At 35.3% G+C, this 13,912-nt stretch carries 8 protein-coding genes and 1 pseudogene; 4 read left to right on the top strand and 5 right to left on the bottom strand.

From position 1 onward, the window contains the following. Positions 1-175: 175 nt before the first annotated feature. Both ACTQ5K_RS24220 and ACTQ5K_RS24215 read right to left on the bottom strand, forming a co-directional pair. A pseudogene (locus ACTQ5K_RS24220) lies at positions 176-3,511 on the bottom strand (pullulanase); the annotation flags it as partial. Positions 3,512-4,011: 500 nt separating this feature from the next. Continuing rightward, positions 4,012-4,863 carry a TetR/AcrR family transcriptional regulator gene (locus ACTQ5K_RS24215; protein ID WP_031536382.1) on the bottom strand — a complete coding sequence of 284 codons (852 nt, stop codon included), beginning with the start codon at positions 4,861-4,863 and terminating at the stop codon, positions 4,012-4,014. Between the two features lie 97 nt (positions 4,864-4,960). Here ACTQ5K_RS24215 and ACTQ5K_RS24210 point away from each other — a divergent pair, with 97 nt between their 5' ends. Both ACTQ5K_RS24210 and ACTQ5K_RS24205 read left to right on the top strand, forming a co-directional pair. Next, positions 4,961-8,044 (top strand): efflux RND transporter permease subunit, encoded by a 3,084-nt coding sequence (locus ACTQ5K_RS24210; RefSeq protein WP_031536381.1) that lies wholly within the window; start codon positions 4,961-4,963, stop codon positions 8,042-8,044. Between the two features lie 281 nt (positions 8,045-8,325). Continuing rightward, positions 8,326-9,159, top strand: coding sequence for a dimethylarginine dimethylaminohydrolase family protein (locus tag ACTQ5K_RS24205; RefSeq protein ID WP_031536380.1), 834 nt, complete (start codon positions 8,326-8,328; stop codon positions 9,157-9,159). A 29-nt stretch (positions 9,160-9,188) separates the two neighbouring features. On the opposite strand, the gene ACTQ5K_RS24200 is transcribed toward ACTQ5K_RS24205, so the two are convergent. After that, a complete protein-coding gene (locus tag ACTQ5K_RS24200; RefSeq protein WP_031536379.1) occupies positions 9,189-9,989 on the bottom strand; it encodes a sugar phosphate isomerase/epimerase family protein in 801 nt (266 codons plus the stop codon). A 170-nt stretch (positions 9,990-10,159) separates the two neighbouring features. Between ACTQ5K_RS24200 and ACTQ5K_RS24195 the strand changes: the two genes are divergently transcribed. Next, a complete protein-coding gene (locus ACTQ5K_RS24195; RefSeq protein WP_031536378.1) occupies positions 10,160-10,960 on the top strand; it encodes a nucleotidyltransferase domain-containing protein in 801 nt (266 codons plus the stop codon). Positions 10,961-11,037: 77 nt separating this feature from the next. Here the strand turns inward: ACTQ5K_RS24195 and ACTQ5K_RS24190 are convergent, their stop codons facing one another. Together ACTQ5K_RS24190 and ACTQ5K_RS24185 are read right to left on the bottom strand one after the other, a co-directional pair. Further along, positions 11,038-11,673, bottom strand: coding sequence for an FMN-dependent NADH-azoreductase (locus tag ACTQ5K_RS24190; RefSeq protein WP_031536377.1), 636 nt, complete (start codon positions 11,671-11,673; stop codon positions 11,038-11,040). 134 nt (positions 11,674-11,807) lie between these two features. Continuing rightward, positions 11,808-12,698, bottom strand: coding sequence for a cation diffusion facilitator family transporter (locus tag ACTQ5K_RS24185; RefSeq protein WP_031536376.1), 891 nt, complete (start codon positions 12,696-12,698; stop codon positions 11,808-11,810). Between the two features lie 324 nt (positions 12,699-13,022). On the opposite strand from ACTQ5K_RS24185, the gene ACTQ5K_RS24180 reads away from it, so the two are divergent. Beyond that, entirely contained in the window at positions 13,023-13,577 is a 555-nt protein-coding gene (locus ACTQ5K_RS24180; protein WP_031536374.1) for a DUF3231 family protein, read from the top strand. Positions 13,578-13,912 lie beyond the last annotated feature (335 nt).

The raw sequence follows: 13,912 nt of genomic DNA, 5'->3' as shown, positions 1-13,912 counted from the left end.
GAATGAGGTGTTATTTCATTTTATTAAACACTGTCAAGCAACATATTTAATAGACCATAGACGCAATACAACTAACGATTTGCACTTATTTTTTTGGTGCGAAAGTTGAGTATATAAAAAAAGCAGAAATCAGTTTTTAATAATAAAATCCTGACTTCTGCTTTTATTTCACTTATTAGTGTATTTGTTTTTTTCTACGATGGATGAAAGAAAGACTTACTCCAGCTATTAAAATAATGATTCCAATCAACAAATATGTTCCATTATTTGTCGCTGTATTTGGCAATACATTTTCGGATTTCTGGTCACTAGTATCCTTCTTGTCATTATCCGCTTTTTCATCGTTCCCACCATTGACCTCTTTGTCAGAATTAACTGGGTTTTCGTCTTTACCAGACGGATTTTCTTTATCTGGATTCTCTGGTGTAGTAGATTCTGGAGTTTCAGGTGTAACTGGATCTGTTGAATCACCTGGCGTTTCTGGTGTCGTTGGGGCAGTAGTACCATTATCCGGATTTCCTTCTGTTTCTTTTTCATTTTTTATGACAACAGTCGTTAAAGGATCAAGTGTGATTTTATCAGCAGCTAATGTGAAACCACTTTTCTCTGAAACAGCATCTTTGCCAGCTTCATCATCGTCCACTAGCACTTTGTAGCCTGTTAAGTCCTCCTTTAATGTTAGATCTCTTGATTTTGTATCACCATTCATAAATACATAGTAGCTTCCTGTATTATCTGTTGAGTCATTTTTATATGCGATTACAAGATCTTCTTCCTGAATTTCCTTCGCTTCTATTAATGTCACATTAGAATTTACAAGGCTCTTTTCCCCTAAACGAAATGCATTTGTTGATTTTCTTAATTCAATCAATCCTTTTGTATATTCGACTGTTTCATCATTCACTGCATATTCTTCCTTATTTGTTGCTTTTGTCCAATCAAACATATTGATTGCATCAGAAGAATCATACGAATCATGGATAAAATAGCCAAAGGCGTTACCATTTTCATCGGTGAATTCATCATATTTTTGCTCTGGAATTCCTTTACCTAGCCATTGCTTTGTTCTTCCATATTCCTGGCCAGCATGTAAGAAAGCCGTTCCTTGAGATGTTAAAATCAACGAGTTTCCAAGACGAATACGTTTATGAATTTCCAGATCATTAGCTGGAATGGACGGATCTTTTTTCAATGCTTTCGCAATAATATCATATAATGGTAAATTATCATGTGCTTCAATATATTGCACTATGTCCCCTGGATCATCTGCCGGAGTATTGGATGGCTGTGCTTTAATATTGTTGAAAATCGTTTGAATATTACGAGCTCCTCCCGTAATAAAGCGCGGCTCCCCTTCTGATCCAAACCCTGACTTTAACTCATTTCTCATTTCATCGGAGAAAACACCAACATTATCTGTCTTATCCATCCAGTCTTGATCCGCACCTTTTCCTGCTAAAGATGAATCTGCTAGTTGTCCAGAAAAGGTCCTCCAGCCTTCCCCGATAAATAATGCATCAGGATTGATAGCTGCTGCTGCATCATAAGCATTTTGCACAGCTTCATAGGTCGCATCCCCCATCATATCCCATCTCATACCATCAATTTTAAATTCAGTAAACCAGTATTTTACCGAATCAATCATTAGCTTTTCCGCCATTTTGTGATTTGTTGCCAAGTTATTCCCAAACCCTCCGACAAATTTGCCATTGCTGTCCTGGAAAAAATAATAATCTGGCACAATATCATTTAATAGACTCGCATTGGACATATGGGTATAAACGACATCTAGTATGACTCCCATTCCGGCATCATGAATGGCATTTATTAACTCCTTTAATTCTTTAATACGCTGCTCAGGGTCTTTCGGATTTTCAGAATATGCACCATCTGGAGAGAAATAGTTATGTGGGTCATAGCCCCAATTGTATTCATTTCCTGCTGAAGAATACTCTAATTCTCTGTCCCCCATTTTTGTCTCATCCCCCCAATACCATGCCATTACTGGAAGTAACTGAACATGCGTGACACCAAGGGATTTAATATAATCTAGCTTATCAATAAATGCCTTATAGGTACCCCATCGACCATTTAAATCTGTTTCAATTGTCGGATCAGAAGTAAAGTCACGAATATGCGCTTCCCAAATGATTGCATCTTCTCGTTTTTCATAGCCATTAATATTCGCACTATTAAAGTTTGCTGGGTTTGTTTGACTTAGATCAACAATTGCTGCCTTACCAACTGTATCACCATCGCTGCCAACCTTTCCTTCTGTGTTCACAGTAAAAGCAGCCATTGATTTAGCATAAGGATCTAAAACTTTTGATATTTTCCCGTCATTTGTTACTTCATATTGGTAGTAATATCCTCTTACATTGTTAATCCCCAGCTCTTTTGCCTCTGCTTCCACGCTCCAAACACCTTTGTCACCTTGTACTAAATCTAAACTACCAATTTTCTTAGCAGCATCATTTTTGTCATAAAAAACGGCTGTAACTTTTGTTGCCTTTGGTGCCCATAATTTTAACGTTGCATCCCCATTATGATAAGTAGCCCCTAAATCGTCTCCTTCATAGAAATAATTTTCATCTAACAGTTTCCAGCCAGATTTGACTGTCACTGTTCTTCCTTGATAAGAAATCGTAAACGGTCCTTTTTCTGCGTCAAAAACTCCTGTTACTTCCACAATTGTTTCATTCGAAATTTTCACGCCATCAAAAGCAATCGCTTCTTGATTCTTGTCCACAATAGATAGGTCTTTGGCTAAAGCTTCCTCTGTAAGACCTTTTGTACTAGAAAAGATTAATTGAATTGCTTTATCAGACAATAACTCACCAGATACCAAATCAGTTGGCGTTTCCCAATATGGAGAAATATAAACATTATCATCTTCATTCTTTATCCATAAATGATCATATTCTTCAAGTAATGCAAAACCTTTATCCCCGCCAATTTTTTCTCCATTTTCTCGGTTCACAATAAGAAAGCCAATCTTTTGTGAATCATCCTTCACCTTAACATCCACATAGCTGCCATAGCGATCTGTTTTTTCAAATGCAAGCGCATCTGTTGGCCAATTAACAGACGGAGATTCTACATCTTCCCATAACCATAAACCTAGCTTGTCGTAAGTTTGATCATCTCGTTGATAGTGAATTCTTACTGTATTCTCAGGCAAATTAACTGGTTCGAATAGATTTACCGTATCGGAACCTTCCTTAATCCATATCTCATTCAACGCGGGGTTGCTTAAGGTAACCGTCTTATCTCCGCCCTCTTTTTCTCCATTTGTACGATTTACGACTAGGAAACTAACTTTTTTTGCATCCTCTTTCAAAGGAATATCAATATATGTACCATACTCATCTTGTTGCTCTTCTTCAAAAGCCATAGCTCCTTGTGGCCAATTAGCAGTAGGAGATGCTACATCATCCCATAGCCATAATCCCAAATCCTCATAATTTTTGTCTTCTTTTTGATAATGAATTCTTAATGTGTGTTCAGGTATTTCCTTTGCTTCTGTATTCTCTGCCTTCGCACTCATTTGTTCGAAGGTGAATCCTCTTGTAGTTAAAACAAGGACCAATACAGTTAGAATAATAAGTAGCTTCCTTACAAATTGGTTCATTTTTTCTCCTCCTGCTCTAGATTTAAGCAATCTGTTATTTAGAAAAAGCCTATTCACATTCCTAAATAATAGTTACTACTAAATTAAGCATTTACTTATAGTCTATCTCTCTAATTAAAGTAAACGCTTTCTTTCTATGTGAGATTATAAATATAGTAGATTACGAGTGTCAACGTTCCTCTTGATTGTTCACGGTAACAGAATTGCCAAATAGAGTAATTCAGGTCATCAGCCTCATCATATATCCATATATATCCATCCGAAAAAATAAAAAGGTTTAGCGCTTTATTTAAACACTAAACCTTCAGTACTCAGATTTATTTATAACCATTCATACTTCTCTTCTAATTTGTATGATTACTTTCATCCTTACTAATATGTTATTTTTCTTGAGCTCTATCCATTTTAAAATAGTTAAATAATAAATAAGATAGCCACATACAATCTCGATGATGCCTAATATTTTCAATTAGACCTTTGATTAAAACATTACTTAGTGTTCTTTCTTCCACCTCTACGGTAAGTAATGATAAAGATTCTTTCACATAAACATCTTCCACTTCTTCTATTTTCCCTTTTAATTGATGTAATAGCTCTTCTTTTGTAGCTACTTCTATTGTAAGGGAATGATGTAGCAGCTGATATTTTTCCTCTGTAAAAAATGGAGATTTCGTATGGGTAGCAAGAATATCGGTTTTTTCCACTAGAGAGTTTGAAAGCATTCGCAAATCAAAATCAATCCATTCATGATGACTTAAAACAATATGCGTATAAGTATTTAATAAACCCTTAATACTAAATACTAAATCAAATTTCAATTTCTGTATGGACGGATCATAAACTTTCTCAATCATGCGCACGATTGTTTTCTCCAGTAAATGGTCATAATAAGTACATTTATTGATAAATTCTTCATCAAAAGAAAGCGCTTGCTCTTTAAGAAATAACATAGCAAAACTAGAATTTTCCTTAAATGCAAAAAAGATTTCATAATAAAAATGATAAAGGACATCCTCTTCACGATTGACTGCATAGTCAAGTTTTGCGATAAATTGTTCCATAAAATAATCAACTAAGGCCATAATTAGTTCATCCTTAGACTTAAAGGATAAATAAAAGGCACCTTTTGATATGCCACAATGCTCCGTTATTTGTTGTACAGAGGTAGCTGAAAATCCTTGTTTTGCAAATAACTCAATTGATTTTTCCATAATTAGCTGTTTTTTCGTCATGCTCATCCACTCCTATGAACTCTCGTTTGACATATGACCACTTAGTCATTTATTATAGGTAAATGAGTTAGATTAGTCAATAAAGGGAAGGTGTATTATGAAAGGTTTAGTAAATTTTGTGTTAGGTAACAAACTTGCGGTTTGGCTTCTAACCATTATTATCACTGTATCAGGTATTTATTCTGGTACGAGAATGAATATGGAGACCATACCGAATATTTCGATTCCATACTTAACCGTAATGGATGTTTACCCGGGAGCAACTCCGGAAAAGGTCATGGAAGAGGTTTCCATGCCAATAGAAAAAATTGTTGAAAATCTTGAAGATGTAAAAGCTGTTTATTCGAACTCTTATTCTAACATGGCAAATGTTCAACTAGAGTATGAATATGGCACAGATATGGATGAAGCAAAACGAGCTTTACAATCTGCTTTAGATAATATCACCTTGCCTGATGATGCACAGGAACCTACAGTTACAGCAATCAGTATGAATATGATGCCAGTTGTAGCGTTAAGTGTCAGCAGTACAGAAGAAGATATTACAGAATTAACATCAACTGTTGAAGAAATCCTCCTTCCAAAAATCGAAAAAATTGATGGTGTTGCTTCTGCAACTATCACCGGACAGCATATTGAAGAAGTAGATTTAACATATGATAAAGAAAAAATGGCACAATTGGATCTAACTGAAGATACAGTTAAAGAAATGATCCAAGCAAGCAACTTAGCAGTTTCCTTAGGACTTTACGAGTTTGAAGAAGGGGAACAAGCAGTTGCAATCGATGGAAAGTTCATGACAGAAAAAGAGCTAAAGGATATGCTTATCCCTGTAACTCCATCGGAACAAAATCCATCACCATTCGTCAAACTTAGTGATATTGCTACAATTGAAGTGGTTGGGAAAGTAGAATCTGTCTCTCGTACTAACGGTGAAGACGCCATTGCAATACAAATAGTGAAAGGACAGCAAGCTAATACAGTTGATGTCGTGAACAGTGTTAAAGATTTAATGGAAGACGAACAAAAAAATATCGATGGTTTAGTGATTGATGTTTCTCTTGACCAAGGAGCTCCAATTGAAAAATCGGTATTTACGATGATTGAAAAAGCAGTATTTGGTTGTTTAATTGCTGTATTAATCATTTTGTTATTCTTACGCGATTTTAAATCAACGATTATCTCTATTATTTCCATCCCAGTTTCTATTTTCATGGCATTGTTACTACTAAACTGGATGGATATTACGCTAAATATCATGACACTAGGTGCTATCACGGTTGCGATTGGTCGGGTAATTGATGACTCTATTGTTGTTGTGGAGAATATTTACCGACGACTTCACCTTAAAGAAGAAAAATTAACAGGTCGTGCCTTAATTAGAGAAGCAACGATTGAAATGTTTAAACCAATCCTTTCTTCTACATTAGTAACGGTAGCTGTATTTGCACCATTGATGTTTGTTGGTGGAATGGTTGGAGAATTATTCCGTCCTTTCGCTTTAACAATGGCATTCTCACTTGGCGCATCCTTACTTGTTGCAATAACAATTGTGCCAGCTCTTTCTCACTTCTTATTCAAGAAGAAATTATATGGAGAGAAAGTAGAAAGCACTCATAAAGAAGCCGGCAAATTGGCGAATTGGTATAAGGGGATTCTTGAAAAAGCTCTTAACCATAAAATCATCACTTCTCTTATCGCAGTCGTGTTATTAGCTGGAAGTGTTGCTCTTACTCCTTTAATCGGCTTTAGCTTCTTAGGAAGTGAAGAAGAAAAAACAATGTATATCACCTATACACCAGAAACTGGTGAATTAAAGGATGAAACATTAAAGAACGTTACAGAAGTAGAAGAAAAAATGCTTGATCGCAAAGATATTGATATTGTTCAATTATCTATCAATGATACTGCTGATGCACAAAGTGCCATGATGGGCATGGGAGCTGGCGGTGCACTTATGTACCTAATCTTTGATGAAGATATGAAGAACTTCCCAGAAGTTCGTGATGAAATTGAAGAATACATTACAAATATTGGTCAGTCTGGTGAATGGAAAACGCAAGACTTCTCATCAATGGGAATGTCAACAAATGAAGTAAGCTATACATTCTATAGCGAAGATTTAGATAAGCTTAATGAAGCTGTTAAAAAAGCAGAAGATATTTTAAAAGAAAACGACAAATTAGAAGATGTTTCAACTACTGCTGAAGATGCATATGTAGAATATACATTTAACGTAGATCAAGATGAATTATTGCAGTACGGCTTAACAGCAGGTCAGCTTCTAATGATGCTAAGCCCAGATAATACAAAAGATGTTGTCACAACCATTGAAAAAGATGGTGAAGCTTTAGATGTCATCGTTCAGCAAGAAAAAGCAGCACAGCCAAAATCAATTGACGATATGCTAGACACAGAAATTCCAACTGCATTAGGAAATACGATGCCCCTTTCAGAGCTTGTTGAAGTAGAAGAAGGAACTACTTTAAATACACTTTCTCGTAGTAAAGGAGAGTATTACGCAACTGTATCAGGAAAAATTCTTGGTAGTGATGTTTCCAAAGTAACAAGTGAAGTGGATCAAGAAATCGATAAAATCGACTTACCAAAAGGCGTTACAATAGATGTTGCTGGTGTTGCAGCAGATATGAATGAAACATTTACGCAATTGGGTGTAGCAATGATTGCTGCTGTTGCGATTGTATACTTTATTCTTGTTGTAACATTCCGTGAAGGGGTTGCCCCATTCTCTATCTTATTTAGTTTACCGTTTGCCGTTATTGGTTCATTTGTAGGCTTATATCTGGCAGGTCTAACTATTTCCGTATCGGTTATGATGGGATTACTCATGTTAATTGGTATTGTTGTAACAAATGCCATCGTATTAGTAGACCGCATCATTCATATGGAACGTGATGGAATGCATATGCGTGAAGCGATTCTGGAAGCAGGTTCTACTCGTCTTCGCCCTATTCTAATGACAGCAATTGCAACAATTGGTGCATTAATTCCATTAGCAATTGGATCAGGTGGTAGTGGATTAATCTCTAAAGACCTTGGTATTACGGTTATTGGTGGTTTAATCAGTTCTACTTTATTAACCCTTGTTATTGTTCCAATTGTATACGAAGTTCTTTCAAAAATGTTTAAGAAAAATCGTAAGGATATAGACGAAAGTTAATAATCTATTCATCAAGAGCCAGTGAAGGAACCTTCACTGGCTTTTTGTATTTATTATCTTTCTATCAGGATGGATGAATCCTACTTTTTAGGATTTTCCTTTGCTATGGTTGTCGTCAAGCGCTTGATGAACACCACTTCTTCTCAATTTTCCTTGTGGCTTTCATATCCTTCCATATAAAGTGCTCTTCCCTTCAAATAAACCCAACAACTCAAGTTCTTTCATAAAAAAATTATAAACTGGAAAAACTACTTCCATACTACAATGGAAAGGATTTTGTCATGAAAGTACATTGTTCTAATGAATATGATTCATTAAAAACAGTTGTTTTAGTTTCCCCGGAATATATGGCTATTAAAGTTCCTATAAACGATATTCAAAAAAAACATGCAAAGAAAAATATTGATCGAAATGTCGCCGAAAGACAGCATCAAATGTTTGTTGAAAAGCTGCAAGAGCACGGAGTAGAAACGATTCTTCTTCCTCCAGAGGAAAAATACCATGAACAGGTATTTACAAGAGATATTGGCTTCACATTAGGTAATCAAATCTTCGTTGCGGAAATGGCTCGTGAAGTAAGACGAGGAGAGGAAAAGATTTTAATAGACTATTTAAAAGAACAAGAAATTACTTATACCGATATAAAAGGTAATATGATTGAGGGGGGAGATGTAATCATTGATGGTAAAACCATTTATGTTGGCATTAGTCAGCGTACAAATAAATTTGCTATCCGTCATTTACAAACATTACTACCATCCTATGATGTAATTCATGTTCCCTTTACCGATACGTATCTTCATCTTGATTGTGTTTTTAATGTTCTGTCTCCTACTGAGGCGCTAATATTTCCAGGAGAATTCCATAAAGAAAAAGAAAGAATGTTACGAGATCGTTATGATTTAATTCATATAAGTGCAAAAGAGCAAGCAACATTAGGTACCAATGTATTATCCATTGGCAACAAAAAAGTATTTAGCTTACCTATGAATGAAGGCGTAAATAAAGAACTACAAAAAAGAGGCTATGAAGTCATTGAAGTTGATTTTTCAGAAATAATTAAATCTGGTGGTTCCTTTCGCTGCTGCTCTATGCCTTTACTAAGAGAACAATAATAAACATAGCGGAAAGGAAATAGTGGGGGCTAGAAACCCGTCCCCTCTATTTCTTTGAATACTACATTTTTTAGTTCATCTAGCATTTTTCTTAAGTTATTTAAACTAATTTCAATACTTTCAAAAGGGGTTCTTCTCGTAGCATCCTGTTCGATAATCCACCATTGTATATCTGCTTCGTTCCCTTGTTTTAGAATGGATTGAAAATCAATAGCACCCGTCCCTACTTCCGCAAAGAAACCTTCTTCATCTTTTGTCATATCTTTTAAATGGACAAGTTTCGTTCTCTCTCTATATGTATCAATCCATTTAGCTGGATCATATTCTCGCTTAGAAAGCCAATATACATCTGGTTCTGCAAAAACAAATCTTACGTCTGTTTCTTGCATTATCGTATCTAATGCTGTTCTGCCGTCCTGTAAGTTATCTAATTCAAAATCATGATTATGATAACAGAGAGAAATTCCTGCTTTTTGACACTTTGCTCCAGCTTTATTTAAGAAAGTAATCAGGGACTGATAATCAGCTTCTGTTCTTTTCTCTGGTAAGAGATAGGGACATACTAAAAATTTACTTTCTAATACTATCTGCTCTTGGATGACTTCTGCTAAATTACTTTCTATGACAGCTAAAGGAACATGACACGCTGCTACTTTAAGACCTAGTTCATCCAGTAATTCCTTTAATTCGCCTACAGGTATCCCGCCATATCCCGCTAGCTCTACTCCTTGAAAACCTAAACTAGCAACTTTACGGAGAGTCCCGCGAAAATCCACTTCGCATTCATTTCTTAACGTGTACATCTGCAATGCAATAGGTATATTCTTCAATTCCCCTTCCCCCCTTTGTATAACTGCTTTTCGACTGAGCTTAAGTTATAATAAGCTAATTAAAGTCTACACTACTTACTATTTTACAAGAAAACGTTGTCATTTTACAAAAAAGATGGAAGAATGTTACCATGTTCTTTAACAAAAAAATAATTAGGATGTGTACCTTATTGGAACATCATATCAAAAAAATAATAGCGCAAATGGAAAAAGAATATGACATAAAAGTACTGTATGCTTGTGAATCAGGTAGTCGTGCATGGGGGTTTTCCTCTCAGGAAAGTGATTATGATGTTCGCTTTATTTATATTCATCATCCAAGCTGGTATTTATCGATTGATCGCAAACGAGACGTGATCGAGATACCGAAACGTGATTCATTATCCATCCCTGTAGATCCTTTATTAGATATAAGTGGCTGGGAATTGACTAAAGCACTTAAGCTGTTCCGAAAATCCAATCCACCTTTATTAGAATGGCTACACTCCAATATGATTTATTATCAGCGCTTTTCGACCATTGAAAAAATGAGAAACTTAGAAAAAGAAGTATTCTCTCCTACTTCCACTTTTTATCATTATATTAATATGGCAAAAGGAAATTTTCGAGAATATCTTCAAGGGGATATTGTGAAAATAAAAAAATATTTTTATGTATTGCGGCCAGTTTTAGCTGCTAAGTGGGTGCAGAGTTTCGAGACAATACCTCCAATGGAGTTTAACACTCTAGTACAAGTGCTTATTCCAATGGGAGCTCTTCGTATAAAGATTGAATCGTTAGTAGAAAGAAAAAAATCAGGGCAAAAATTGGCATTAGAACCAAGGATTAACCTTATTAATGAATTTTTGGATACGGAGATAAACCTTTTAGAGACATATGCAAAAGGATTAGAGAAAAATTTATTGGACCCTACAGAACGATTAAATGATCTCTTTCGCAATACATTAAATGAAGCATGGGATAATAATTAAAAAAGGACATATAAAGAAGTTCGCGTTCTTAGAAAACTTCTTTATATGTCCTTAAGATTTTCTCGACTTTTTTCTATTTAAAAAGTTACCGCTACATCTTTTGCACGAGCAATCGCATTCGCTTTAATTTCTTCTGCCTTTTCTGGAGCTAAATCATGTCCTTCCACAAATAATCCTTGGAAATCATCAATTCCAAAAAAACCCATCAATGTTTTTAAATAGCGATGTCCCATTTCTTTTTCAGCAGAAGGTCCATGAGAATAAATCCCGCCACTCGCCTGAATATGAAGAACTTTCTTATTAGAAAGAAGCCCTTTTGGTCCTTCGGCTGTATATTCAAATGCCTTTCCTGCTACAGCTACAGAATCTAAATAAGCCTTCATAACAGGAGGAAATAATAAATTCCATAATGGGGTAACAAAAATATATTTATCAGTCTGAACAAATTGTTCACTTAGTTCCGCCAAACGACTTACTTTTGTTTTTTCTTCATCAGATAGCTGATCAAAACCATTTCCAGATTGCAGTTTTCCCCAGCCTTGGAATACGTCTGCATCAATAGAAGGAATATATTCTTTATATAGGTCAATGTGTGTAACTTCATCCTCTGGATTGGTTGCTTTATACTGTTCAATGAATGCCTTACCTACTGCCATTCCATATGATCTAGATTCATCAAATGGATTTGCTGTAATATATAATATTTTTTCCACTGTATTCTGCTCCTTAAGAAAGACTTTATTATCTTATCTTTACTATAGTGCTGCTAGTACTTATATTCAATGGAAGTAGGCATATGTTACTAATATTGTCACATTTCAAATAACATTTAATTTTTCTCTAGTCGCTATTCTTTAAAATAGGGATTCAGGTGAATTAGTACTTCATTTATATTGTCGTGTTTTGCCATTAGCTTCTTTTTGATTTTTCTTGATAAATCATGACCTTCCTTAATCGTTTTATCATAATCGATGGAAATTCGTAAATCGACTAAAATATAGTGGCCATGTTCTCTAGCACGTAAACGATCAATCCTTTTCACTTCCGTAAAGGAAGCAATAATTTCACGATATTCCCTTAAAATTTCTAAATCTATATTTCGCTCAAGTAAAATATCAAAAGCTTCACTTACCATTTCTTTTGCAATTTTAAAGATTAAAAATGCGACGATAATAGTGGCAACTTTGTCCCCATAAAGAAGGAAATTAATCGTTAACTTTTCCCCGATTATAGACAATAAAACCCCTATCGCAGCTGCAATGGATGCAACAATATCAGCCTTATGATCATAAGCAATTGCTTCAATCGCTTTACTATTTTGTTCATCAGCAATCTTCTTACTATATCGATATAAAAGCACCTTTGAAATATATGAAATTACAGCAACCCACATTGCGATTAAGCTTGGCGTTGTTATCGGATGAAAGAATCCCATAATCACTTCATATACCAGATAGACGGAAACTCCAAGAAGTATCATTCCGACTAGTCCTGATACTATTATCTCTGCCTTACCATGTCCATATGGATGTTCTTGATCTGCAGGTTTATTTGCAATTTTAATAACGACTAATACAATTACAGAGGCAAAGACATCTGCAGCAGAGTGAATCCCATCAGCGAAAACAGCGTCACTATTCCCCACCCAGCCAACTATTAATTTTCCAATAGTTAATACAATATTACTAATGACACTAATCCAAGCTACCCTTTTGGCTAGCACTTCTCTCGATCCCAATTTTAATCAACCTCTTTTTATTATTTCCAATAATTTCAATATGTACAAAAAGTCAACCTAACTATATTAGCAGAAAAGAAATCAGTGGGTCTAGAGAAAAAAAGTTTCCACCTTGCAAATTAATAATTTACCATTCCTTGCGAATTTATTCGCTAATACATGCTAATAATAGAGTTGATCGAATAGCACTTAACATTTTCTCTTATAACTTGCATCTTTTCGAAAAGCAAATAAATGATGAAAGCAGCCACTATCTAACAATTCATTGTTTTTAAACATAGGATTGTTAATTCATGAAAAAAATTCCCTATTAGGATGGTTATGATGACAACTATTTTTGAAGCATTAAAGGATTATTTACAGTTGAATTTAGATGTAGAGCCAAAAAATCCGCTGCATGTAGGTGAAGTGATGAGTTGCTGGACTTATCTTACTATTGTGGATGAAGCGAATATTTATATTCAAGTTGCATTAAATACAACAACAGATGATGATGTTATCAAGTCACTAAAAGACAGTTTTAAACAATGTGATGCGCATGGGCAATGGTTTCGAGACTTTCTTATAGCTGAAGGAATTCCATTGCCGCCAACAAGTGAACAACGACCACTATCTTATTCACAGGCCGTGCCTCTTGGTGTGAAAATGACTGATGACGAAATAATGAATGGACTAGGCATTAAAACCGCTGCATCCATTACTCACTGTGCAGCAGCTGTTTCCCAATGCATACGAAATGATATAGCTACTATGTTTACCCAATGTATGTTAGAAAAAATGAAATTCGGTGCAAGTTTAAAGGATTTAATGAGACAAAGAGGCTGGATTAAAGTCCCCCCTTATTACTATCCACCTGGTGCACCAATTAAAAACGCATGAAGAAAATTTTTGCGAGAGCAAAATCGATTGGCCCCAGCTCTTTCTTTTAGCAGGGGCACAGTGTCTTTTAAGTGCCTTAGCTACGGACATTCTTTGTTATATTTTTTGGAATGGAAACTAAATTTATTGGCTACCTTTTTCCAATAGTAAAGCATCCAGAATTTTATTTTTCCCCATTTATATACTTTTGAATTCGTATGCTGTAATTCTACCCATGCAGAATCGTATGAGTAAAATGTTTGTGGGAGAATAAATATCCTTTTTGTCTAGTTGGGGGACGCGTCCTCCAACTAGACAAAAAGGCCACCAAGCGAGAGCGCGGTAGCTGGAAAAAA

The sequence above is a fragment of the Niallia sp. Sow4_A1 genome, assembly GCF_052116745.1.
In the GTDB taxonomy this organism is placed as follows: Bacteria; Bacillota; Bacilli; order Bacillales; family Cytobacillaceae; genus Niallia; species Niallia hominis.
The sequence above is the reverse complement of the archived record's forward strand: the minus strand, read 5'-3'. Positions and strand labels throughout refer to the sequence as shown.